Annotated in this window: 13 protein-coding genes and 1 tRNA gene; 3 read left to right on the top strand and 11 right to left on the bottom strand. The window is 46.8% G+C overall.

The window, feature by feature from the left end; all coding sequences use genetic code 11:
* The 4 genes from LLG96_09950 to LLG96_09935 form a co-directional block, all read right to left on the bottom strand.
* Complete coding sequence (locus tag LLG96_09950; protein MCE5250526.1) at positions 1–1,512, bottom strand: ABC transporter substrate-binding protein; 1,512 nt, start codon at positions 1,510–1,512, stop codon at positions 1–3.
* Positions 1,509–2,375, bottom strand: coding sequence for an ABC transporter permease (locus LLG96_09945; GenBank protein ID MCE5250525.1), 867 nt, complete (start codon positions 2,373–2,375; stop codon positions 1,509–1,511). Before LLG96_09945 ends, LLG96_09950 begins: the two co-directional genes overlap by 4 nt.
* A 3-nt stretch (positions 2,376–2,378) precedes the next feature.
* Positions 2,379–3,305 carry an ABC transporter permease gene (locus tag LLG96_09940; GenBank protein MCE5250524.1) on the bottom strand — a complete coding sequence of 309 codons (927 nt, stop codon included), beginning with the start codon at positions 3,303–3,305 and terminating at the stop codon, positions 2,379–2,381.
* 84 nt (positions 3,306–3,389) lie between these two features.
* A complete protein-coding gene (locus LLG96_09935; protein MCE5250523.1) occupies positions 3,390–5,582 on the bottom strand; it encodes a TonB-dependent receptor in 2,193 nt (730 codons plus the stop codon).
* Between the two features lie 834 nt (positions 5,583–6,416).
* On the opposite strand from LLG96_09935, the gene LLG96_09930 reads away from it, so the two are divergent.
* Positions 6,417–6,707, top strand: coding sequence for a DUF1330 domain-containing protein (locus tag LLG96_09930; GenBank protein MCE5250522.1), 291 nt, complete (start codon positions 6,417–6,419; stop codon positions 6,705–6,707).
* A gap of 526 nt (positions 6,708–7,233) precedes the next feature.
* Here LLG96_09930 and LLG96_09925 read toward each other — a convergent pair.
* On the bottom strand, positions 7,234–7,434 hold the full coding sequence (locus tag LLG96_09925) for a hypothetical protein (GenBank protein ID MCE5250521.1): 201 nt from the start codon (positions 7,432–7,434) through the stop codon (positions 7,234–7,236).
* A 177-nt stretch (positions 7,435–7,611) separates the two neighbouring features.
* Between LLG96_09925 and LLG96_09920 the strand changes: the two genes are divergently transcribed.
* Together LLG96_09920 and LLG96_09915 are read left to right on the top strand one after the other, a co-directional pair.
* Positions 7,612–8,508, top strand: a complete 897-nt coding sequence (locus tag LLG96_09920) for a ChbG/HpnK family deacetylase (protein MCE5250520.1) — start codon at positions 7,612–7,614, stop codon at positions 8,506–8,508.
* A 10-nt stretch (positions 8,509–8,518) separates the two neighbouring features.
* A complete protein-coding gene (locus LLG96_09915; GenBank protein ID MCE5250519.1) occupies positions 8,519–9,595 on the top strand; it encodes a sugar phosphate isomerase/epimerase in 1,077 nt (358 codons plus the stop codon).
* 1,292 nt (positions 9,596–10,887) lie between these two features.
* Here LLG96_09915 and LLG96_09910 read toward each other — a convergent pair.
* The 6 genes from LLG96_09910 to LLG96_09885 form a co-directional block, all read right to left on the bottom strand.
* A complete protein-coding gene (locus LLG96_09910; protein ID MCE5250518.1) occupies positions 10,888–12,300 on the bottom strand; it encodes a sigma-54 dependent transcriptional regulator in 1,413 nt (470 codons plus the stop codon).
* Positions 12,290–19,111 (bottom strand): PAS domain S-box protein, encoded by a 6,822-nt coding sequence (locus LLG96_09905; GenBank protein ID MCE5250517.1) that lies wholly within the window; start codon positions 19,109–19,111, stop codon positions 12,290–12,292. The genes LLG96_09910 and LLG96_09905 overlap by 11 nt, the downstream gene beginning before the upstream one ends.
* Positions 19,112–19,588: 477 nt before the next feature.
* Positions 19,589–21,238, bottom strand: a complete 1,650-nt coding sequence (locus tag LLG96_09900; protein MCE5250516.1) for a methyl-accepting chemotaxis protein — start codon at positions 21,236–21,238, stop codon at positions 19,589–19,591.
* A gap of 66 nt (positions 21,239–21,304) precedes the next feature.
* On the bottom strand, positions 21,305–22,894 hold the full coding sequence (locus LLG96_09895) for a carbohydrate porin (GenBank protein ID MCE5250515.1): 1,590 nt from the start codon (positions 22,892–22,894) through the stop codon (positions 21,305–21,307).
* 875 nt (positions 22,895–23,769) lie between these two features.
* A tRNA-Ala gene (locus LLG96_09890) sits at positions 23,770–23,846 on the bottom strand.
* Positions 23,847–23,921: 75 nt separating this feature from the next.
* The gene (locus tag LLG96_09885) at positions 23,922–26,777 is read right to left on the bottom strand and encodes a VCBS repeat-containing protein (GenBank protein ID MCE5250514.1); all 2,856 of its coding nucleotides are present in this window, start codon (positions 26,775–26,777) and stop codon (positions 23,922–23,924) included.
* Positions 26,778–26,908: the final 131 nt, after the last annotated feature.

Genomic DNA, 26,908 nt, shown 5'->3' with positions numbered 1-26,908 from the left:
TCACCGTGATATGCGTGATAGATCGAGTTTTAAAAACGGATCGAGCGAGATGTGCTTCAATCCCTTTTTATATGCATAATAATACCGCTCATGGTACAACGGCACAACAGGCTGTTCGCGGGCCATGATGTCAAGAACCCGGTTATAGAGGCTGTCCCGGAGTGCGAGCGATGGCGCTGTTACCGCTTTTTCCACGAGTGAATCGACATCCGCCGAGGAAAAATGGGTTCTGTTGCCGGTGTTTCTGGCCTTGAGCCCCTGCGAGCACGCCAGGGCGCGAATGAAGAGCTCCGGGGTTCCCGTCGGAATGGACAGCGGATAGAGAGTGAATGAATAATCGCCTTTCTGTATCGCCCGCTGCCAGGCTCCCCCCTCAAGGGAAACGATGGATATATCAATGCCCCGTTTCCCGTAATAATCAGCCAGGTATTCCGCTATCTGTTTATACCCCCAGTTCGATACGTCGCCCTGCGCGAGAACAAGGGTGATCGGTTTGTTCCGGAACATGGCGGAAGCGGAGGCGATCATGGATGTGTCGGGTATTTCCGGGAATCGCGCCCTGTCCCATGTACTGATCGACCCGACAAAATAATCGTGTGCGGGAATACCCTTGCCCCGGAGGATCAAGTCAACCATCTCCTTCCGATTCAGAAGAAGCGAGAACGCCACCCTGTTTTCACGGTCCCGGAACGCCTCGCTCGCACAGTTGAAAAGGAGGTAATGCGATACCCCTATATCGCAGGAATCGACAACGACAGTTGAATTTCCCCGGAGGAGTTTGAGGTGTTCGGGAAGAACTCCGCCGTGGTGAGCGATCATGTCGATGTCTCCCCGGATGAGCGCCATGACTCGTACCAGGGGATCGGGGATGATCCGGAATTCGACTGTGTCGAAATAGGGTTTCCCGCCGAAATAACGGTCGAATGACTTCACCATGTCGCATTTCCCCGTTTCGCTTTTTACGAACTCATAGGGGCCGCACCCTATGGGCGCGGAGATTTTCCCTTCGCCATCGAACGATTCGGGGCTGAAAATCCCGCTGAAATAATGACCTATTTTATTGGGGAGATCGACGCACGGACGTGAAAATGCAAGGATGATGGTATAATTATCCTGAGTATATATCGAATCGAGATACGTATAAACACCATAGTAATCGAATTCGGGGTGGTCTTTGAACCGGCGGATATTGGCAATGGCAAGTGAGGCATCTAATGAGTCGCCGTTATGAAACACGACATCCCGGCGCAGACGCATCGTCCACACGGTCCCGTTCTCCCCGGAACTCCATGATTCCGCGAGGAGCGGCTGCGGTTTATAGGAATCGTCAAGCCGGGAAAACGTTTCCCAGACATTGGCGTTCCTCTGGATGTATACGGGATTGTTCGTTCCCAGATTGAGCGAGCCGCCGACGCCGATAACGAGCCGGTTCCCCTTTTCAGAATGAGGCGAACAGGCTCCAAAGACACAGAGAAACGCGAGGGCGAGGGCGCAAGGAACGCGAAGGTTCATTGGGAGTCTCCGATGGGGGCTTCATCGACACGGAACAAGCGGCCGTTTTCTTCCATCTCGATGAGAATCTTTTTTCTGTCCATGTATTCCCGTACACCGTCGGCAAGAAAGTGGAGTCCGAGAACCGCGAAAAAAACGAAAAGTGTCGGGAAAACGAGGAGTCCGGGTGAGGACAGGAAATACGGACGAGCGTCATTCAGAATGGCTCCCCACTCGGGTATCTGGGGTGAAATACCCAGACCGAGGAAGCTCAATGAGACGATAGAGAACAACTCTCCTGTCATCGTCATAATGAAAATGATGAGAAGCGAGGGTATGATATGGGGAAGAATATGTCTCCGGATGATTCGGAATGTGCCGAAGCCGAGAGAAATGTTGGAAATGATGAAATCCATGTTCTTGACGACGATTACCTCGTTGCGGATTATTCTCGACAGCCCCGCCCATCCGGTAAGAACGAGGAACACCACAAGGTTTTTTACACCTCCCCCGAATATGCCGAGAAAACAGATTGCCAGAAGAAAGCCCGGCAAGGCGATAAGACTGTCCACCAGCCGCATGATGAACGTGTCGAGCTTTCCCCCGAAGAATCCGGAAGCAGACCCAACAAACAGAGCGATGAGGATGTTGATGAGCGCAATACCGATCGCGAGGACGAGGGTCGTTCTCGTTCCGATGAGCAGACGGCTCAGCACATCCCTGCCGAGATGATCGGTGCCGCAAAGATGGTGGATGGACGGATTTTGAAAGATATTCCCGTAATCGGTCAGGGACGGAGGGTACGGCGTAATCGCGAAACCGAAGACACAGACCGCCAGAAAGAAAAAGAGAATAAAAATTCCCGAAACGAGCGAAGCATTCATGTATCAGTGAATCCTTGATTTTGTTGTTCGCGGGTCGATGAGCCGGAGGGCAAGATCCGCCAGAAGATTCATGGTCACTACGGCTGTTCCTACACACACTACATATCCCTGAATCACCGTATAGTCCCTGCTCGCGATGGCCTCGAATATATAACTACCGATTCCGGGCAGCGAAAAGATCGTCTCGATAATCACCACACCTCCAAGCAGACCGGCAAAGCGCAGCCCTATAACCGAAACGAGAGGTGTTATTGCATTCCTCAGGGCATGATGAATGACAGCTTTTCGATAATGTAATCCCTTGGCAAGGGCTGCCAAAAAATACTCGCGATGGATGGATTCGATGAGTGAGTTCCTGAGCAACCTTGCATAGTAAAGACCTTGAGCAATGCCCAGAGCGAGAACGGGTAATATCAGACCGCCTATATTTCCCGAACCGTAAAGTGGCGTCCAGTTCACGCGAAAAGAAAAAACATACAGGAGCAGGAGTCCGATCAGAAAAGAGGGAAGTGAAAGGACAAAAACAGTTATACACCGGATTACATGATCGAGCGGTTTGTTTTCATGAAATACGCTCAGGGTACCGACAATAACCCCTGTTATTACCGCAAGGACAATCGATCCGAAGGAAAGTTTCAGGGTTGTCGGGAGCCTGTCCAGCAATTCGGCGGTTACTTTCCTTCCGCTCTTGAGAGAGTATCCCCAGTCTCCCCGGAAGACATCTCCGACCCATTCGAGGTAACGTATCAGAGGCGGGCGGTTGAAGTGGTAAAACGCCCGGATATGATCCACCGTTTCACGGGGAACGGTGGTGGATACATTCCCCAGAATCAGTTCCGCCGGGTCTCCCGGGGCAAGTTCAATTGCCAGAAATGAAACGACAGTCAGAATCCCGATGGAGAAAAAAGATGTCAAAAGCCTGAAAAGCATAGATTCCTATCCATGTAAACAAAGCGGGATGACCGATTTTTCCAGCCGTCCCGCTTCTGTGCGGAAAAATGAATGGCACCACTGTTACATATTCAAATGATATCCAACCGTGAACTGAACGAACCGCCCGGCGGGTGTGTAATAAAATTCGCCATCATAATCGGTGTCGAACAGATTGTCCACACCGAGTGATGCGGTAACCGTATGCGACGAGAACGTGAGGTTTTTCCATATTTTCACATCCATGACGAAATACGGGTCCATCTTGAAATAATCGATGGTCCTCCGCTGGATTTCATCGTTATAAAACCGTTCCGAAACATAACGTCCCGAGAGTGTCGCACCTACCAGGGACGGCTTGTCGTATGTGATTCCGAAGTTGAAGGAGTGATCGGGGGCGTTCGCCAGCTGTTTCCCCTGCTGGATACGTTCGTCCACGGTTTTTGTGGTCGGATCATCAACCGCATCGTCGATACGGGAGTGGTTATACGTATAGTTCACATAATAGTTCACTTCGCGAGTGACCGCCTGCCTGAAACCGAGTTCGACTCCGCGGATGTTCACCGCGCCGGCGTTATACCGGCGGACGATCTGGATGTTCACGCTGTCGGGATGCTGGTCGTAACGATAGGTCATAAAATCGCTTATACGTCCGATGTACGGGGTAATGGATGCCTGAATTCCACGCGCTTGGTCCGTATAATCCAAACCTGCATCCACCATTTTTGTGCGTTCCGGCTTCAGATCAGGATTTGGTTCGGACCAGGTCGATCCGCTACGGGAGTTCTTGAAGAAAAAGGATGCCATCCCCGGATAGAACGCTGTCCCTCCGGAAGCGCGTACGGAGAACTGTTTGGAGAGTAAGTATTTGACTCCCGCGCGATAGGTATTCGTGTTTTTTGTAATATCACCGGGATGTTGGTCGGTGGAAGTAAGATCGTAAATATTCGTGTATTCCCAGGAATCATAACGGAAACCGGCAAGGAAAACAAGACGGTTGTTCAGCATCTTATACTGGTCCTGAAGGTAAAACGAGGATTGCAGGACATCATACACCGTATCAGAAGTCGGAGTTGTTGCTACGACGTTTTTGCTGACACCGTATGTTTGCTGATCGGCGGTGTCCTTGATATATCCGAGCCCTGCGGTGAGCATGTTGTTGGGGATGAAGAACCAGTCAGTCTGAAAATCGAGCGGAACGCGGGTCTGTTTCGAATCGCTCGACCGGGTGACGGTCGGATCGTAGACATAGCTGTTGTTCTTGTCTTTTTCCGCATACACGAACCGGCCGTTGATGAGCGAATCTGCTACCGAAATCATACCCGTCGTGCTCTTCACCCCTTCATAGCTGATCTCCTGGTACCCGAACCGAAATGTAGCAAAACCAATGTTCGAAATTGGTGTATATAGTTTTCCGGTACCAACCATACGTTTCTCATCGTCCGTCTTGTTCTTTGCGCCGGGGTAGTAATCCATCCCCATATAATGGAGACCCGCTGTAAAACCGTACCCCTTTTCAGGATTATGATATCCCACTCTCCCATACGTATAATTGTTCGTATACGAGTTGTCATCAATGGATACGCTGCTGTAATACCCGGTACCACCGGTTTTTTCCAGTGCAAGGAGCGCTTGGTGTAAGTAGCGCGCTTTATCTAAGGAAAACAGCTTCCATCCATCTGATTTGTCTTGAGCGAAAGATACGTACACATCCCAGTTACGGATTTGTTTACCAATCGAGACAGAAGGCCGTGTTGTTCCGAACGATCCCAACCCCATATTGACATTTACACCTTGATTATTAACTCCAGACTTTGATTTGACATTCAGCGCGCCTCCAGCGGCATTCGGGCCGTAGAGTGAAGACGAGGGTCCAAGCAAAACCTCCACACCGCTCATATTCGACGGGTGGGTGGCGATATTGAGCATCGGGTGGAACAAAGGTAGTTCATCCACCAGATAGAGAGTGCGGCTGGAAAAAATTCCTGCTCCCCTGAGATGAACCCATGCGGGTATGTTACGGTTCCCGAACCCGACATTCACACCCGGAAGGTGACGGATCGCCTCGCCGACATTGGGACTGCTGAATGGAATCGCATGGAGTTCCTTTTCGGTCACTACACCAACATCGAACGGCTGGTCGGAGGCTTTCGCTTCCGTTTTCGTTGCAGTGACAACAATTTCATCAAGAATATAGGTCTTTGTGGAATCCGTCTGTGCAGAACAGATGGAAGTGTGCAATAACGTACCCAAAACCAGCAAAACAGTGGACGACATCTTCCCGCTCCCTTCGGTGTTACGAATAATAATAGTGTGATGATTGTGTGCTACTAATATAATTATCATGCTACAAACAAAGAAAATATTATTCCAATTCTCACTTGTCAATAAAAAAACGATTTTTTCTTTATAAATATACCGGGATTTAAAAAAAGACCTGCATCTCGTCCGGCGGTTTAAATGTGGTTCCGGATTATTTTAATACATGCAGGTACGTATAGCGACCGTAAACACAACTATCGGCCCGGTGTAACGATTTGTCAGAAGTTGGAGCGAGCGTGTTTTATTCTATCACCATATCGCAGAAAAACCGCTACATCAAAAACCTTTCCCAAACGGCAACAAAGAATCTCTGAAAAATTCAGTGTTTTCAGGGATTGAAATAGCGTGCGTCAAAAACAGTTGTTTTAAAAAGAATATTTATTTATTAAAGAACTAAGGGCTTCTCTATTTATCAAGAAAGGTATTTGACAAGGCATTCTGGTTTATACTACAGCCCCCTTTCCCTCATTCCCTTGCGCTTCGCGGCTCTACGCTTCGTTTCGTGTCCCTCAGGGGCAAGGGAAGTCGTGCGCCACAGTGGTATCCAGCCCCCGGTCGGGGGAAGAATGCCCGAAGGGCAGGAATGGGGGTTTGAGAAATAAATACAACTTTTATAATTCGTTCACCACAAAAATAATTATTACAGGTTCCCTTTATTATTGATAAAGCATTTTAGGAGGGCGGTGAAAAAGTGTCTTTTTCACGCGCCATGACGAAATTTGTTGTATTGTTGCTGTCAAGGACATGTAAATGGTGTTTATCACAACACTTTTTTAAGGAGCATAAAAAATGAAGAAGACAGTATTTGTCGTAATTATTGAAGAAATCTTTGATCATGAAATGTATGATAATTATATCAAACAGGTTGTAAGAATAATTCACGCACATAATGGTGAGTATATTGCACGAAGCAATAAGATAGTACCATTTATTGGCAACAAGCCAGAAAGGTCTATAATCATAGCATTTGAATCAATGGAAGAAGCCAAAAAATGTTTTTTTTCGGAAGAATATGAAAAAATTAAACATTTCAGAGAAAACAGCACCAAATCGAGAGCTTTCTTTATCGAAAATGACTGATAATAAAGAACCTACATATCCTATGTCTTCACGGGAAAACAAGTACCATACCGCCCGTGACACAGGCCATCATACGGAAACCTTCGGCGTAAAAAAGAATACATGCTGAATCTATTATCATAAATGTTAAAAAGATGCTTCGCGCATAAGAAGCAAGAAGAGAAAATCCTGTATGCAACAGATTTCTTACCTGATAATTCAAATTTGCCAGGCTCAAGAAGGAATCTGGAATTAATCTATGATTTTGCTAAGACTTCAGATGCAGAAATTGTGAGTCAGTGTCTTGCATACATTAAACCAAATACGAGTAATTTTTCTGAAGAATTTGTTGGCTTTCTGGCTGCTTAATCTGTATTCTATATTTGTGCACCTGACCAGGAAAGATACGGGAAGTTTAACTGTAGACAATGTGATCAAACGTGAAACGATGAAACCGGGCTGTACCTGTAACAGAGTAATGAAATCAGTTGTAACTCACGAATCGCGCTCATAACGGCAGCCCGTCCGTTTGCTTGTGGTCGGTAAACTATTCAATGTCGAAACTGCCTGTGCCCAGTATCGTCCATGCAGTAAAAGTCGCGCCACGATCCCGTGAATGCAGCAGTACCGTTGAATCGTCAGATAGTCTCACACAATAAGCATCGTTGTTCCAGTCGAAAGCCACTTTTGTGCAGGAGGTCCTGACCGGTATATTCTCGCCATTTTCGGCCCGACGCTCTATAGTCATCTGTATCCAGATATTGTTACATCAGGAGAATACATCGTCATTTGCTTGAATTAAAAACATTAAACTATAAAAGTATTGACATCTATAATAGAAAGAAGTTATTATATGCAAAGAATTTCTACCCAGTTTGCGGGCACTACTGTTTATCGAAATATCCATTTAAAAAAGGGGTGTATGATGAAAAAAGTTACTGACAAAGCGCTCGCTGTTTTTGTTTTTTTGTGCATGATGGTGATTATGATGCCGGGTTATGCATTTTCTCAGGCAAAAGCCACTCAGACTAAACCTGCAGGGGAAATACGGCTCATTGTTCGAGGAGATGATATGGGCATGACCCAGGGCTCACTGGTGGCATTTGAGAGGGCTTTTAACCATGGTATATTGACAAGCGGTGCAATACAAGTGCCTGCACCATGGTTTGAGGCTGCTGCAGAACTCGCCAAAAAGAATCCCGGGTGGTGTGTAGGGGTTCACCTCTGCCTCATGGGAGAATGGATGGGATACCGGTGGAGACCTGTGCTTCCGTGGGATAAGGTTTCTTCCCTGGTGGATGAGGACGGATTTCTTTTCCAGACCCCTGGAGCGCTTGCGGCAAACAATCCTAAACTTGATGAAATGGAAGCAGAACTGCGCGCTCAGATCGAGCTGGCACTCAAAAGAGGAATAAATGTACAGTATCTCGACAGCCATTACAGCGGAGTTGACCAGAAAATTAAGGAAAAATTGGCAAGTGAATATAATCTTCCTGTTTCAATGGGATTTGGAGAAAAGCGTATCCCTGGAATATATTTGACACCGGAAAACGAGAAGACACAAACACTGGTTAAGCAGCTTGACGCAATCAAAGAACCGGGTTTATATATAATTGTCGATCACATAGCGATAGATTCCCCGGAAGATGATGCGCTCATCCATGCAGATCCCCCGGATATATTCCCCGGAGGAGGCGTCGGCAAGCACAGGGCGGCAGAACTGGATGCTCTTTGCAGTATCGAGGTGAAATCCATCATTCTCAAAAAGGGAATAAAGCTGGTCAGCTACCATCAACTCTGGGAAGAACAGAAGAAAAAGTAGGAGTAATCACATGACGCACGGGATGACGCGGCGTAAGGCTCTGACGGCTGGAGCGGTGTCGACCGGATTATTTGCGGGAGCAGGACCGGCTTTTAATCAAAATACGAAAAAGGGACCGGCGCTTTCACGAAGTAAAGCATGGGAAGGGAACCTGTGGTCCCGCGGACCGGATAGAAACCTTGTGCGGGACCTGAAACCCGGACCGACACCCATCCGTCTTGCCTGCAGCTCGAGAGCCACACGCCTCTGGTACCCGACAGACAAGAGCATAACGGAAGCTGTCAAGAGCATCCGGGATCAGGGATATACCGCGGCCGGTGTCTCAAACCATCTGGGCAGCCATAATAAATGGCTCGACGCTTCAGATTCGGAGATCGCAGAGCTCAAAGCGGCTCTTAAAGAGTACGATGTCGATTTTTTCGACCACATGACTGCCGATAACTTGATCCATCCGGACAGCACCATACGAAAAAAAGTCATCAGACATGTTACCGAAAACGTCGAGGCTGCCGAACGGTGCGGTGGAGGCGCTGTCTGCGCCGGGCTGGGGAGCCGTGATCCAGACAACGGGCTGGGTATGCATCCGGATAACTGGACAGCAGAGACATGGAAACTCGGCGTCGAAGGCGTTAAACAGATACTGAAAGACACCGCCGGTTATAAGTCGGTGCTTGGTATGGAGGCTGTGGTCACTACGCCTCTCGACGGCCCGGAAGCCCACTTACGGCTCATAGAAGATGTTGGCGACCCCCGCTGTCAGGTTGCGCTCGACAGCGCGAACATGTTTACGGTCGCGAACTATTTCCATTCCACCGAGATGCTCAACCGGTGTTTTGACATGCTTGGCGAGAATATTGCCAACTGTCACGCCAAAGACACCGTAATGGGTCGGGGGATGCTTGTTCACCTCGATATGATAGTCGCAGGCAAGGGTGTCCAGGATTATGAAACATACCTCGTGAGGATGAGCCGGATGAAAAGGACACGGGTACTCATGCTGGAGTTTGGAAAGGATGAGGAATATCCCGAGGCCAAGGCATTTATTGAAAGAACTGCCGAAAAGGTCGGTGTGAAGATATACAGTTAAGAATCAGAAAAAGTGTGCGGCTTAAGAGCTTTGGATGTGTTTATTTTTTTATATGATTTGATCTGCTGTTGCCTGAATACCGAAATACCCATTATACATCCCATAGATAGATAATCAGATTTGTTGGCTTTCCGGTTGCCTACTCCGTATCCTTTTCTACGCTCCCTTCCTTGATTTAAACAAGCTTTCGATATTCCCCCTTTATAGGAGTCCACGGATGGAAATCACCGGGAAAATTGGTGAGGCATAATGCCGGTATGTAAAGGGATGGTTCACGATACATAATATCAAATATTCCGGGAAAATGAGATTGATCCCCTCGCATTGGAGCCGGAATGCTGAAGAAAAACGCAAATTACTGCTCCGGCGAATAAATAATGATACTGATATTTGGAATAGATGCCGAAACAAGTTCGACATGACACAATCTTATGTCACTGTTTAACCACCGAAGCAATAATAAAGATCGTATTTTCGAACCTGATCTGGAAAGATGGGGAGTTTATTTATAAACTCAAGGAATCCTTTAATATTATTAGAAATATCGGGAGGCAGGGGATTAAAAGAAGATACAGCGAAAAGACGATTTCCGTGAAAAACGAAATTTGGTGGAGCTAGCGAGGATCGAACTCGCGACCTCCTGACTGCCAGTCACAATTGAGCAATGATTCAGCAACCATCGCAAATCACTAATAATAAACCTAATACGTCATGGCCTCTGCATTTATAAAAATTCCTTAAAAAGTTCACCATTCCCACAATTTCTTCTATTTCACACCATTTCTGGCACAAACTGGCACACTCGAAGAGAGATTAAAATATATCGCAATCTCTTAATACTCCTGAGTTATTACCTGTTGGAATTGAACCAGTGACCTCCTGTATGTCAAGCAGAAACACTAAAATATTCATAAGTTATTCTTTTTTAATAAAATCAGCGTAACCATATGCATTCCCATTATTTACACAAATTCTACAATTCATCGAAAAATAGTAACAAATAGTCTGAAAATCAGTACAAACATAAATTTATGATAAAATAATATATAACGATTTTTTACCAAAACATTTCTGACATAAACTGTCATAAAGGTCCTTAAAAATGTGTGCTAATGAACCCATATCGGATCAATACAACTGGCAAAGTAAAATACGGTATAACAAGAAGTTATATCGATGTTGGGTCTGTTCGTATTCAGGAGGGCGGACATGTTCTGTATTCGGAACACTGTTCACAATACGTAATACCGGGGAGTATTTTAAAAAAAATGAAGAGATGGTTATCGGGAAGATCAGGTGATATTGTGGTGCTTCATACGGATAAAAAGGCTGGTTCGTGAAAGACCCGATATTCTGCATGCCACCGTCCTGTTCCCCCGGGTAAATCGAAGAAGATTCTGGATATACTGTTTTTCGGTTAATTCGAGAACTTCTCTCATGGGCGGGAAATCCCCGGATACAGACGTTTCAGGTGATACCGTTTTTCCGGAATGTTTCATGGAATCGCTGGCGATTTGTGCCCGCAGGGCAACTGGAAGGTGCCAGGTATGGAGTATCGGTTCGGTCTGGGCGGCGGTGATAGCCGTTTCGATCATATGGACCAGCTCGCGGACATTGCCCGGCCAGTCGTATGACATGAGAATCTCGAAAAACTCGGGGGAAAAACCTTTTATATCGATCCCTGATTGTTCACAAATCTTTCGGGTATAGTGAAAGCATATATTGATAATATCGCTTTTTCTCTCTCTCAGTGGCGGGATTTCAATAACGAACGCTCTGATCCGGTAAAGCAGATCCTCTCTGAACATGTCGCTCCTTACCATTTCTTCGAGGTTCCGGTTCGTAGCCGCGATAAGCCTGAAGTCACTTATTATATGATTGCTGCTGCCTATCGGCATGAACGAATGGTCTTCAAGGACTCTGAGAAAACTTTTCTGAATAGAGAGGGGAAGTTCGCCTATTTCATCGAGAAACAGAGTACCGCCATCGGCTTGTTTGACAAGTCCGCTCTGATTCTCGTGCGCTCCGGTGAATGCGCCTTTTTTATGTCCGAAAAGGATGCTCTCTATAAGGGTTTCAGGAAGCGATGCGCAGTCGACTACAACGAAATTATTTTCGCTGCGACGGCTGTTCTTGTGAATGGCCTGAGCGAAGAGTTCTTTCCCCACGCCTGTCTCGCCGGTTATCAGGACATTGGTATCGCTGTTCGCCGCTTTCGCAATCCTGTCGAGGCTGACATTGATCGCTTCACTGTCTCCGATAATATGGGAACGCTCAAGGCAGATTGGAATCGATGACTTTTTCTTTTCTTTCCTGTAATCGAGTGCACGGATGAGGGGAAGTATCATCGAGTTCAGTGTGGAACCTTTCTGGATATAATCCCACGCGCCGCACTTTATGGCCAGCTCCGCGCCATCGGGTTTTCCCGCTCCCGTGATAATGATAACCTCGGGCGATGATTCGATGCTCCGCAATCGGGGCAGCAGATCGAGTCCGTTCCCGTCGGGAAGATTGACGTCGAGATACACGACATCGAACGCACCTTCTGTAACAGTCCGCAGCCCTTCCGCGATAGTTTGAACGGAAACTGTACCATACCCTGACGATTTCAGCTTCACCGACAGCATCTTGCAGAAAGCCTTGTCATCGTCGATAATCAATATACCGGCTTTTGGAATATCGTTTTTCACTGCTTTATTCATCATCCAGAACCTTTCTGATGGTCTTAGCCAGATTGGCGACGGTAACCGGCTTGAACAACAGCGCCTTTATACCGATTTTACTGATATATTTTTCATCGATACGATCGCTGTGCCCCGTACAAAGAATTATTGGAAGATCAGGACAAATCGTTAACAGCTCTGCGGCTAATTCGTCACCCGTCATCATCGGCATCGTCTGGTCGGTGATCACAACATCGAATGAACCGGAATTGGCGGTGAAGAAACCGAGCGCATCTTCGCTTTTCGTAAATCCGGTGACGTAATACCCGAGATTTTTCAACATCTTCATTTCAATATCGACAATCTGCGATTCATCATCAACCACTAGTATACTTTCCCTTCCTCCTTTGAACAAGGCAGGCTTTTCCTCTGTCGTAATTTCTTTCTTCAGGTACTTCGGAATCAGAATCTCGAATGTTGTTCCGACGCCAATCGTGCTCGATACGCTGATATTCCCTCCCAGGCTTTTCACGATTCCATAAACCACCGACAGTCCCAAACCGGTTCCTTCGCCTTTTTTCTTCGTTGTGAAGTACGGCTCGAACACATGGGGCAGTATTTGGGGGTCCATACCGTATCCGGTATCCGAGAACGTGATTTTTGAATATTCACCGGGGACAAGGCCGGGATACAATGTTATGTTATTGGTATCGAAGACAACGTCTTCCAGGGTAACCTTTAACACTCCACCTTTATCGCGCATTGCATGGCTGGCGTTTGTACTGAGATTCATGACGATCTGTTCTATCTGAGCGGGCCCGGCGAGAATCAGATCGGACGATGATGTATCTGTGTACTTGATATCGATGGTAGAAGGCAGGGAAGCCCTGAGCATTTTTATGCATTCCTTGATAACGAGGCCGACCTTGAACGGCTGACGCTCGGTCTGGGATTTCCGGCTGAAAGCCAGTATCTGTTTGACAAGATCGCTTGCCCGTAATCCCGCCTTTTCGATTTCATCGAGAGATTCGATGATGGAACTGCCGGGAGGTATAGTGTCCTCTTTTGCGATCTGGGCGAATCCGAGAATGATCGAGAGAATATTGTTGAAGTCGTGGGCGATACCGCCGGCCAGCAAGCCAATCGACTCCATCTTCTGGGCATGGGCGAGTTGGGCTTCGAGTTTAGCCTTTTCCTCCTCGTAATGCTTACGGTCGGTGATGTCGCGGGCGATTCCCTGTGTACCCAAAAACACCTGATTTTTGGTCCCCTGGGCTATATAGATCCCTTCGGCATCAACACTAAATACCGGCATGCTGGAAACTATATCTGATTTTATATCAAATTCTATACAGACCTGATCCTTACGCATCAACCGTATCTCGAAAGATTTCGTATGCCTGTCACCAGTTCTTCTCTCATTAAGTCTGTATGAAGCCTTTTCCCTATCACGGGGACATACAAAATCAAGTATATCTCTGCCGATTAACTCATCAGTTGTATAACCGTACTGTTCTACTGCACTATTTACAAATACAATTTTCCCTTCAGAATCGAGTCGATAAATGATGTCAGGGATTGTACGCACTATCGAATCAAGCCGTTCCTCGCTTTCCCTGAGTAACTCCTCCGCCCGATGCTTCTCGGAAGTGTCTTCATAAATCGCGACGATCAATCCCGAAGGAAGCTTATATACATAGTTCTCCACCCACTCCTTGATGCGGCCATCCTTGTACTCCGTGAGCGGATGATGCTCTGGCCTGCCGGTTCGCCAGACGCGACGGAATACGTCCAGAAGCCCTATCCGCTCCACTCCCGGAAAGACCTCGGTGACCCGTCGGCCAACCGCCTCGTCCAGGCGAACATGGCTGAGGGATTGTCCCGTTTTGTTGATGTCCACAATGACAAAATCCTGACCCTCATCCACCGCCTGATAGACGGCAACTCCATCTGCCATATGATCGAACAGCTGCTGAAAGCGCTCCTCGCTCTCCCGCAGCGCATCTTCAGACTTTTTACGCTCGGTCACATCATCGTAGACTGCTACTATTTCACCGGTAGGAAGCTTATAGACAAAATTTTCATACCATTTTGTCAACCGCTCATCATGGTATAGACTCACGGGTAAATATTCGGGAATACCGGTTTTCCATACTCGTTTAAATACATCGAGCAGCCCAAATTCATTAATCCCCGGCCGTACCTCTAAAACGCTCTTATCTAAAACATTTTCCCTCCGGTCGTTATCTATTCGTTCGCCGGCTTTGTTCATGTCCTTGAAAATAAAATCGTTCCCATTATCTCGCGCTTCATATATAGCAACTCCGCTGCTTATATTGCTAAACAGTTCATGATATCGTATCTCACTCTTTTTCAACGCATCCTCAGCTTGTATTTTTGCGGTAACATCCATGGCGAGTGAAATTACACCTGTAGTCTTTCCCTGAGTATCCGTCAAAGGAGTATTGAACCAATCGCAGGAAATAATCTGGCTGTCTTTTCGGATGTTCATGTTCATCGACCTGCGACCGCCCTTTTGAACCAGAAGTGCCTGCCATACAGCATCCACATGTTCTCTTGCGGATTCGGAAATAATGAAGCTGGCATGCTGTCCCAGAGCTTCTTCTTTTGTATAACCGAAAATCTGTTGGGCTGCGGTATTCCATTCTCTGACTCTGAAATCGATGTCCCATTCGATGACAGCGAACAGTGTCTGCTTAACGTGTTGTTCCAACTTTTGCTTTGAAAGAAAAAGCAACTCTTCAGCTTTCTTCCGCTCGGTGATGTCAAGCATGGCGCCGATCATGCGGACAGCCTTGCCTTGAGTATCCCGAATAACATACCCTCTGTCCACCACATGGGCGTAGCTTCCATCGGACTTTAAAAACCGGTATTCATCTTGCCAGCGGGATTCGGTTGGATTATTTATTACGGTGAAAAATCCATCATCGACTCGCTGACGATCTTCTGGATGCACTTTCTCAACCCACCAGGCAGCGGTTTGCGGAACTGTTACTATATCTGTCCAGCCGAAAACGACAGCACCCGATTCATTCCACATCTGTTGATCATTGACAATATTCCAATCCCATATCACATCGTTGGTGGCTTTCTGCGCCAGCCTTAATCGCTCCTCGCTCTCCCGCAGCGCATCTTCAGACTGTTTGCGCATAATCGCTATGCCAATGCTTTCGCTGATCCCCTCAAAAAAGCGAATCCTGTCGAGCGTTAAGCGCCCTTTTTTACGATCATTGAGCTGCAGCAGACCAACAATCTCCTCTTTCACGCGGATGGGAATCAGCGCAACGGACTGGAAGCCTTCATGTATGCAGCGGTTCCGCGGATGAAGCCTCGGATCCTGGTCGGCCATAAGGTCTAAGAGAGGAATCGAATCGTTTGTCCAGAAACTTCCCCCCGGTGTACAAAGAGGATTTGACGGATCGGTTTTCCCGGAAAGTACCAGCCCGCAGGTGCATTCGAGGGAAATGTTGCCGTTTTCATCCCTGCAGACATCGCCACCTTTTTCACGGACAATGAGTGTATTCTCCGTGCGCAGAAAATCCTCGGAAAAACCGTTCTGGACAAAATACGGAAAGTCATCGCCGGTTCGAAGGCGAATCCCAACCGCATCGAATCCCGTTTCCTGTTTGATTGCGATGAGAATATTTTTAACAGCATCAGAGAAGGCAATATCCTCATTAAGAATCCCCAGGATTTCAGCCGAAAGTAATTGACGACGTTCTGCCCATTTTCGTTCGGTGATGTCCAGTACGAGTGATAAGATTGATCTCATTTGTCCCTGCTCATCATAGATAGCAGAGTTATACCATTCGCATTGAATAATCGATCCGTTTTTTGTGTAATTGCGGTTGATGTTCAGGTTACTTGGACGCCGGGCGGTAAGCATGTCTTCAGACACTTGTTGTACTGATTCCATGTCCTCCTCGAAGACCCAGGGCATTTCAGTAATTGCTTTGCCGAGGATTTCATCCTGACTCCAGCCGAATATTCGTTCTGCCGCGCCAGACCACTTGACGACACGAAATTGGGGGTCGAACTCGATAACAGCGAGGGGGGAGTTGGATATATGGGCTTCAAAGCGTTGATTCACTTCGCGCAGCGCCTCTTCCGCTATCTTGCGTTCGGTAATGTCATTTACCATGGAAAGATAATATTGCAACGCGCCGTGCTCATCGCGGATACTCGAAACGATAAGGTTACCCCATAGTACATCGCCGTTCTTTTTGATATATCGCTTCTCGGTTTGATAGAAGGGTATTTCGCCCCGTCCGACTTTCTTTACATTCTCCATATCCTTCTTGAGGTAATCCGGGTGTGTTATATCTGCGAATGTCATGGAAATGAGTTCATCCGCCGAGTATCCCATTAAGCGGCAAAAAGCCGGATTAACTTTCTCAAATTTAAATGATGGCGAGGTGATGACAATGCCCAGGTGAGCCCTTTCAAAGACTTTTCTGAAGCGTTCTTCGCTCGCCCGCAGCGCCTCCTCTATCCGTTTGCGCTCGGTAATGTCGGCAACAATCCCATCTACCCGAACAAGTTTTCCTTCAATATCCAGTGTCGGTCTCAATCTTGCTTCAATCCATCGTATTTGCCCATCGGGATGAACTATCCTGACCTGATGCTGAAGATTATTACCTGCAAATAAAACCGGATAACCCGCATCTATGATTGGTTTATCTTCCGGGATAACTTGTTCGTACCATAATTGCGGATTTTTAAAAAATTCTGATGGCGGGTAGCCAAACACTGTCTGGTGTGCGGGTGAAACAATCATCATTGTATTTTTAACAGCATCCACCGAAAAAATAGCATCGGTTAAATTGTTAAGGAGATTCTCCATTTCATTATGGGTACGTTCACGAGCCTCCTCCGCTCGCTTGCGCTCTGTAATGTCCTGGAAAGTTGATTGAATATAAAACTCTTTTCCTAATGATAAACGAATGTTGGAAGCGAGAAACGTCCTGATCAGCCCTCCCTTAGATATTATATCGTATTCATATTCCGGTGGAGGGATTTCCCCTTCAGCTATCATCGTCATCCGTTCAGTGATTAATTGACGCGAAGATGGGGCAACGTGGTCTAATAAAGGTATTTTTTTAAATTCCTCAAGATCATCGTAATTTAACATTCGTAATAAAGCCTTATTGGCAAATATGATCTGATTTCCTTTCGATATCCCTATCCCCATAACCGACTGTTCCACAATGGTACGATATTTATCTTCACTTTCACGCAGCGCCTCCTCGGTTCGTTTGCGTTCGGAGACATCGCTGATAAAATTCAGTGTAGCCGGTTTACTTTCCCACTCAATCATGACGGCGTTGATCTCTACCCATTTGACAACACCATCACGAGTAGTAATTCTGAACTCATACTTGGGCTGAAGGGCTTCTCCTTTGATTCTACTTAAGTAATTTCCAACCACCATGTCCCGATCATCCGGGTGGATGAATTCAGAAAACGGCATAGCAGTTAGTTCTTGCTCCGAATAGCCGGTCAGCTCTGAAGTTCTGTTATTGACAAATTTGAGCAGACCGTCCTGAGCCACCAGTATGGATTCGTTGGAGTTGTCTACCAGGCTGCGGTATTTCTCCTCGCTCATCCGCAGCACATCCTCTAAGCGCTTGCGCTCGGTGATGTCGCGCATAAAACCCGCAAACAACCCCCCTTTGACAGGTCGGTACTTGACGCTTATCTCGACGGTAAAAATGCTCCTGTCCTTGCGGCGGTGCCGGGACTCAAAACGATCCTCGCCCTGTGCTATGATCTTTTGGATGTGGGCGGCTGTGTCGGCGGCCGATTCAGTGACTTCAAGATCGGGAATGCTCATGGCCAGCAGTTCCTGCTCGCTATAGCCGCTCATCCGGCAATAGGCATCATTAACTTCCAGCAGGCGTCCCTGCATGTCTACCAGCCAGAAACCGTCCATGGCCGTCTGGAGTATGGTCCGGTGCCGCTCCTCACTTTCCCTGAGCGCTCTCATCCCCTGTTTACGTTTGGTGATGTTGCGGATGGTGTTCTGCATGCCCAAAACCTTGCCATCCACCTTGACCAGTCTTGCTGAATGAGAAATCCACCGCACTTCTTGTTTACCATCAATAATACGATATTCAAAATCGCGCAGTTCTTGCCCGTGGTGGAAAACTTGTTCCCATGCAAGTTGACATTTGGCGAAATCGTCAGGATAAATAATGTCCGGCATGGTTTGCCCAATGAATTTGTCGCTCGGGTATCCGAGAATGCTTTCACACTGAGGACTGAGATAGATCACGATGCCTTTATCGTCAGTCAGAATCGTCAAGTCATCACTATTGTGCACCATCGACTTAAACAATTCCTCGCTCTTCCGCAACTCCTTTTCTGCACGTTTACGGCCGGTGATGTCACGGATAACGAAAATTATGTTGGTAGGTTGCCCGTCAGCGCCCCGGATTAACTCTCCGTTTGCCTCTATTTCAAAGGTGCTTCCATCAGCACGCAATCCACGGTATTCACCCGGCCCCGTCATGATACCCTGTAACATAAGGGCAATATTTGATAATGCTTTATCCCGATCCTCGGGGAAGATAAAATCGGTAACCAAATGCCCTGCCAGCTCATCCTCTCGTTCGTAACCGAACATAGTCAATGCCGCGGGCGAAACCATGAGGATGTGACCATCAAGATCGGTGGTCGTTATGGCATCGGGAGAGGCTTTGAGAATGGATCGATAGATTTCCACGCTCTCCCGCAGTGTTTCTTTGGCCAGCCTGCCATCGGTGATGTCGGTGAACATGGAAGCGAGCGCAGTTTCGAATTTTTTCGCTTTGCCTTGTTTTTTTGCAGTCATGATTTATTCCTCTATAAGCTCATATTATCCCTTTAAACTAATCGCCTGAGAAAATGTTGCATAGTAGTATCGCCCAAAGCAATTGCTATTTAAAACGCATACTATTACGGTGACACGCCCGAGGTGTACAAGACTTTGTATGCTGATAGCTTCAATACTGATTGTCAACCTGTGGATTTCCCTTCGTTTGATCTCATAGCGGGACTCACGAAAGGCCTTGTCGATGACTCGTTATTATTCTGCACATTAGAGCGAGTCAGTGTGAGAGTGGAATTGGAAGAATTTAACTTGACAGAGTTATCCCCGCGCAACAGATAGAGTGAAATTCTTATATAATACCAATTATATGATATTTAATATCTGTAAAGAATAAAGTATATGGTTTAATTAGTCTTTCAAACCGACTAAATAACGGGGGGCACAATGTACCCCCCGCTTCATTGCATCAGGTTATCTTACGTGAATTAACTCCCGTTATTAGAACGCTTCAAACTCTTCTTCATCCAACGGAATTACATCATTGGCCTTGACAACCTTCGCATGGGTTTTCAACTTCGTTTTAAGCAACGCCCGCGGAGCCGGATTATGCGTATTCAGTTTGGTACTTACGGCTGAGTGCTTTTTCGGATGATCGTCCCGTGCAATGGCTCCACGCCCGTTACCGTTACCGTTGCTCCCTCCGACAATAACAACAAGCATCTCGACCATGGAATTGAGCTCTGAGGCCTGAGAAGTGAGCTCTTCGCTGGCAGAAGCCGATTCCTCGGAATTGGCAGCGGTTGTTTGCGTCACCTGGTCCATCTGTGAAATAGCCGTGTTAATCTGTACAAGCCCCTGCGCCTGTTCGTTTGAAGCGGCTGCGATTTCGTCGACTAGTTTCCCTATCTTCTCCGATATCTCTGAGTTTTCTTTAAACGCTTCCATGGTCGAGCTGGTGAGCTCGCTTCCGGTCTTGACAGCGTTGATGGTGTTTTCGATCAGGACGGAGGTGTTTTTTGCCGCTTCTGAGGCTCTCATAGCCAGGTTCCTCACCTCGTCAGCAACAACTGCGAATCCGGCACCGGCCTCTCCAGCGCGTGCGGCCTCGACCGCAGCATTAAGCGCCAGCAGGTTAGTCTGGAAGGCAATTTCATCAATGGTTTTAATGATTTTACCGGTTTCCACACTCGACTTTTCGATCTTTTCAGTAGCTTCGACCAGGCCGCGTATCTGGTTATCCACCTTCTCAACTATCTTCCGCGCCTCATTCATCATAGTCTTGGCCTGGTTGGAATTCTCCGCATTCTGACGGCCCATGGAGGCTATTTCCTCAATGGACGATGAGGTTTCTTCGAGACTCGACGCCTGTTCGCTGGCGCCCTCGGCAAGCTGCTGGCTTGATGCGGAAACCTGACGTGATGCTGATGCAACTTGTTCTGCTCCCGCCGTCAAACCCTCGATAACGTTGTTGAGTGATTTAATAATACCACGCGCAAAGAGGGTGAATACGAGGATAATGCCGACGACAGAGAGCACGAACGTGATGAGTGCCAGCGTGGAGGATGTCGCAATCGCATTGTCAAGACCTGTGGAGGCCTTATTCATCTCCCCGGACGTGTATTCTTCGATTTTACCAAGACTCTCTTCTGTTTTATTGCCATATTCCTCAATTTGGGAATCGAGAACCTGCACCTGCTGTTCAAGTTTCGCAAGGTCGGTATCCTTGTTTTTGTAGAGTGCAATAAGTTTAACCAAATCTTCCTGAATTATCTTCGTCAGGAGATCGAGATTATCGCTGGCTATTTTAAGATTTACTTTTTCCACGTCATTATCCGCTAATTTTTCTATTTCGGCGAGATTCTTTTTTATCGTTTCCACGGACTGGGTAATAGTATTCATTCTTCCTGATTCAATTTCACCATCTTCCCTGTCAAGAAGCGCCGCTCTCACAAGGCTGATCATACGGAGTTCGCTTTCTCTGGTATCCTGGACGATATTGTTTTCACTGGTCATCTCGTCGCTGATTTCCATTGTTGCCTTGATGGTCGAATTGGAATGGTACACGATAAATCCGAGTATCCCGAGAGCAAAGACAATGCCTGCGCCCATCAGGGTCATTTTCGCTGAAAGTTTCATGTTTGTGAACATCGAGACATTTCCTTTTCCAAGAGTGAGTGATTAAATGATACATGAAGCTAACGTTACTTCATCTGTTTAAAAATTAATATATACCCGCATACCGGTTACGAGTGCATTGTCATACATACCTCCGGGATTAATAATATATTGTACATCGGGCTGTAATGTCAGTTTACCCATTATGGTTGTCTGGTAATAGTATTCAAATGCTGTTTCTCCTTTCATGTCTTTCATTTCAGGGTTAACAAGCGCACATGCTGCTCCGATACCCATACTGTCATCAGGACGTCCCGTAATGAGACCGTCTGCTTTGAATCCGATTCCTGCATAATTTGGTATGGCGCTTATTTCCCTGTCAGCATATCCATACTGCAAAAACATATCTACATGGTGATGATCAGATTCAGCATAACCCAAAATCCCCTGTTCATAGATACAATATCCGCCAAGGTTCTCCGATTTGCTTCCAGTTCCTGCAACAGGTGCATACAGACCGCCGTGACGCCAGAGTCCAATTTTGAATGTGCCCCGTTTTTTAAAGAACGGCAGAAGGCTCGAACCATATGATAATTCCATGACCGAACTGCTTTCCCCGTGGGAACTGAAAGCGGTGTTAAATCCCCACGAACCTCCATGACTAAGGCCGTCGAAGAGTCCCGCTTTAATTTGTATGTTGTCAGAAAGAGTGTAGAATACCGATATTCCAAGCCCGGGATCGGGGAAAGTCGGAAGGGGGACATTCGGCATGATACCAAATGAAGAATTGATAAAATCGCCCGCGTTGTCAGCGACATTGAAATCCTCATTCGCATCCTGTTTGCCGAGTTTTATCATGAACCGGTTACCGGCAAAAGAATGACAGAGAGTGTATTCGCTTATCTGGGTAAAGTTACCCGCATCGATATTACTGAGAACCTGGTAGTCACCAACATACGATTCGCTTATACCTCTGCCATTGCCGTTCTGAAAGTCAACGCTGAATGTTGTACCTTTCCAAAGTCCCAGCGCTTCGCTGCTTGCCGAAACAGTCAGATCAAAGTTACCCCGATAATCTCCCCGGTTCTTTTTTTCCATACCCCCGTGAATTTTGGAAAAATACTCACCGGAATAAACATGCTCGATTTCCAAAGGAGACCGGGTATAATCAATTTCGACCATTGTCGAATTGTTTACTGGTGTAACCGATTCGATAGAACTGGTAGTTGTAATTGCCTGATCTCCGTGGTTTATCATGCCTGCAGCCGTCATGAGAGGATTATTTTGTGGTGCCATTGCGACAGCTTTGCTCTCGTCATCAGCCTGATTTTCTATGGTATTTTTCATTTCCTTAACGCTTTCCTGCAGGAGGTCGATTTGAGACCTGAGAGAGGCTATCGTAGAATCGATCTGGGTATTGATGGCAAGGCTGTCCACCTTCGCAAAATTCGACTTCACCTGCACCTGCTCGCTTTTTCGGTCAGACTCGATTGATGCGAGTCTGACTGCAAGAGCTTTATCGATCTGCTTCGATATTTCAGCTCCGGAGTTTTTTTCGTGCTCGTTGAGACGTTCTTCTACCGTCTGGAGCTTGGCCAGAATAGTATTCAACGTCTGAGCCGGAACCGAATATGTACAGACAAGTACAGACAGAAACGAAAAACAAGAAATCATAACTGCTCTTTTCATGTAATTCTCCTTTCGTTTTTTTATTCCATGAGAAGAGCAAAAACAATACCATTCATACATTTTAAAAACTGTGCAGAATTCATTTATTTGTTATTATTGATGTTAATTGATTTTTATTTTATTAAATAACGGAATGAGAAACGTCGATTCCGATTCGATATCATTCATCGGCTCAACGGAATGTTCCGAAATCCGAACAATGTTCGTAATCTGGAACAGTCGGTGTGTTAGTGAAGTTTTTTAGAGGGTGTATTGCTATTTTGTGGAAGCTTGAATAAAAGAATTTCTCGACGATAGTATCATGGTAAAACACCCACTTCCCCTATATTTTTATACTTATCACATAATAAGTCCTCTGTTTTTCTCATACGGTTTGATACACGCTTTTTTCGCCTTATATGTAATTACCATTTACCAGGCCATCACTTTCCCCAACAAAAAAGGCACCCATTAAAGGCGCCTTATTAATTTGAAGGAAAAGGATAAATTCAGACGATGGTTATCAGCAGACTTCAAACTGATGCGAAAAGCATGACATACACGGTTGTTGACCAGACAAATCCGATTGTTATTATGGCTGCTTTCGTTTTCATTATATGTTTCTCTATGAGAAGTTTTTATTCTCTCTTTCTACTGCATCAGACGGGATTGATTCGAGGAAAAATTCATTTATCTGCCAGTGAGAAAACCGGAGGGCTACATCCAAATCAACGTGAAGAAAATACTTGCATAAGATTATTAATAGGATAGTAATCGTTTAAAATAAGAATATGAAAAGAAATTTTACTGCTTATGATTTTGATATAGGGAATTCCGGACTAAAAGGAACCTCGTGGGGATATGTCTCCAATTTAAAATAAACAAATCGAAAATATTGGTGGAGCTAGTCGGGATTGAACCGACGACCTCCTGACTGCCAGTCAGGCGCTCATCCCAGCTGAGCTATAGCCCCACCGAATTGCAAATATACATTATTCGTTCATCATTGTCAAGATGCGTTCTTTGTCCGAACCCGCCGAAAACCACATCACTCACATGTCAATACCACTTCCTTCAGAACCGGACTGCTGCCACCATCAGGCGATATGAATACTGCCCTGTATTGAATGAACTGTGCCCCCCGTCCCGGAGAAAAGGGTTTGCCGGACGTAACGGTCAACCATTTGGCCTTTGCGAGCCCCGCTTCGTCTGCAGCGCTACGGTATTCGAAACGGATATCCGTATTATGGGGTGTTTCCCCTGTCCACTCCACCGTTACCCGTTTCACCTTGTCGGGAAGGATTATCGGGGGAGAGATATAATCGAAAAAAGGACTGCGGTTATATATGTTGCCCTTATCGATATTTTTAAGAAAATGGGGACCGATTGTCGGAAGCGAGGTTCTGCGTCCGACCGAATAACCATCGGGACTTCCCCAGTAAATATACGATTCGATGCTGTGATCGCCGTGCTCAATATGATTGGTCACAATAATATCAGGAAAATCGTCGGAATTGAGATCGAGCAGCTCGATACCGGCCGAAGACTGCCCCGGGAGCTCAGTCCTGTTCTGGTTACCGTAGGTGTGTTGAGCATTTCCCCAGTAGATATAGATGGGCACATGTCTCGTCGATTCCGCCTGATAATTGCTGGCAACGATGTCGAGGAAACCGTCACGGTTGAGATCGTCAACGCTGACTTCGAACGATGCATAGGCTTCCAGCTCGCTTCTCCGGTCTTCGGAATACCCTGTCGCGCTGCCCCAGTATATGAGGCTCGGGCTGTGATAATCGAGGGTATCGAGATTGACTCCGCCCGGGAATATCAGATCGAGCCAGCCGTTCCCGTCAAGGTCGGCAATAGCCGGGCTTTCCACCCTGTTGGTATTCAGAAACGTTGATGTCGTATTTTCATAACCTTGCGGGGTGCCCCATACGATCTCCGTAGAACGTTTTGGGTTGTCTCCCGATGCATACACAATATCCAGGCAGCCGTCCCTGTTGAGATCGGCAGTGGTTACGCCCCAGGGATTCGCGGTGTTTTTATCCGTTACGAGGGTCTTTTTGTCGAGAGAGTATCCCTGCGGTGATCCCCATATAATATACCCTTTCGCGCCGTTCTCGTATGCGTTGACTCCGATGTCGAGAAATCCGTCCCTGTTGAAATCCTGCACTGTCACACCGAGCGTATGGAAATTAAAATCGGTATGTTCTCGGAAACCCGACGCGCTGCCCCACGCGATCGAGAGAAATCCGCCGAATACGATGTCGACGTATCCGTCATCGTTGAGATCGGCCACCTTCGAATAATAGGGATCGTTACAGGGGATAAACGTGGAGGCAGCCTCGGAATAGTAATGAGCGGGATTCCCCCAGTATACAACTGAGGGTACGGGGCTGGTCTGGCTGATCTGATTCATGAGAAGAACATCTGTCATACCGTCACGGTCAAAATCGGCGGATGCCACTCCATCGGCGCCGAAACCCTGAATATGAGTGCGGCAGGAAGGATCGTAACCATCCTCCGATCCCCAGTATATGAAGGAAGGAACATCATTATTGTTCCCAAAGCCGAAATTGGCAAAAACAATATCGTCGTACGAGTCGCCGTTGAGATCGGCGACATCCACCGCCTGTGGATAGTTCGAGGGCAGCAGGAGGCACCGGTCAGGGGAAAAGCCTTTCTTCGAACCCCAGAATATCTCGGATACGGTCGGAGTGACCTGAGAGGCGGAAGATGAAACCGCATAGCTGTTTTCGCTGTGCCCGAACATGAGGGTATCCGATACGGTTATGCTGCTTGCACAGATGAGATCAACATTCCCGTCACGGTTCACATCCTTCACCTTGATATCACGGACACGCTGCGCCGGAACAGTATAAGCTTTTTCCAGGCGGAACGGGGAACACCCGGGATAAAGATCGATCCCCTTTCCGGACGAACAGACCATAAGATCATCGATGCCGTCTGCGTTCACATCTCCGGAACGGACCACCAAAGGTCTGTCTCCCTGAATTTCCAGACGATTATCGGCGGAAAAACTGCCGTTTTTGTTCAAATAAACATACACACCGGGCTGCGGATCGGCATTGGCAAATGCAAGGTCGGTCCATCCGTCGCCGTCGAAATCCCCCGCAGTGCAGCTCGTTGCACTCACCGTGGGCAGTGAGATACGGCGATCTTTCGAATACAGCTCGGGGCTGCCCCAGTAAACGTACGACTCGAGATGATGACGGTATCCCCGCTGTTTCCCCCATTCATAGCCATAATTGGCAAAAACGAGATCAGGATATCCGTCGCGATTCAGGTCGGCAGCTTCAACATCCTGGGCATAATACGTGGGAATCTCCTGACGGTGTACAACGGAAAAACCTTCCGGGCTGCCCAGGTAAAGATAAGCTGACGTGTTATAGGTATAATTATGGATGATATTGACAAACACGATGTCAGTATAGCCGTCATGATTGAAATCCCCGACTTTGCATGGCCCGCCTCCGAATGTCGGTAAAAAATCCATGTATTGCTTCGTTTCGTTGACCTTGGTGAAAAGTTTGTAGGCGGGAAGTTGTTTCCATGCGGACGGGAAAAGGGAATGGAAGCCGTTCTTTGTGCCATGATAAATGAATGCATCGACTGTTTCAAATGAATTATGATCCTGGTTGATGAGCAGATCGAGAAAGCCGTCATTGTTTAAATCCCATCGGTTGATCAGTTGAATCCCGCCTGCTTTAGACACATAGATATTCGCGCCACTGTCTCCGAAAGTGCCCTTACTGAAGTCTTCGAAACCATGATGCCGTATAACCGTTCTGTTTTCCGGTGATGCGGTAAATGGAAAAACAAGCAGCATTGTAAACGCTGTAAAAGACAGTATCAAGGAGCTGCAGGATCTTTTTTTACACATAATTACCTCCAAGTATGTTCTCACACTGAATGGTTGTCTTTATAAGTGAAATGTAAGATATGACAAATCACGGTGAAAATAAAACGGGTTTTAACGATTGAGAAAAACGGTGATTCTCCCTGATTAACCAC

Source organism: bacterium (assembly GCA_021372535.1).
Taxonomy (GTDB): Bacteria; Latescibacterota; Latescibacteria; order Latescibacterales; family Latescibacteraceae; genus JAFGMP01.
Note: the sequence above shows the minus strand (reverse complement) of the source record. Positions and strands in the feature narration are given on the sequence as shown.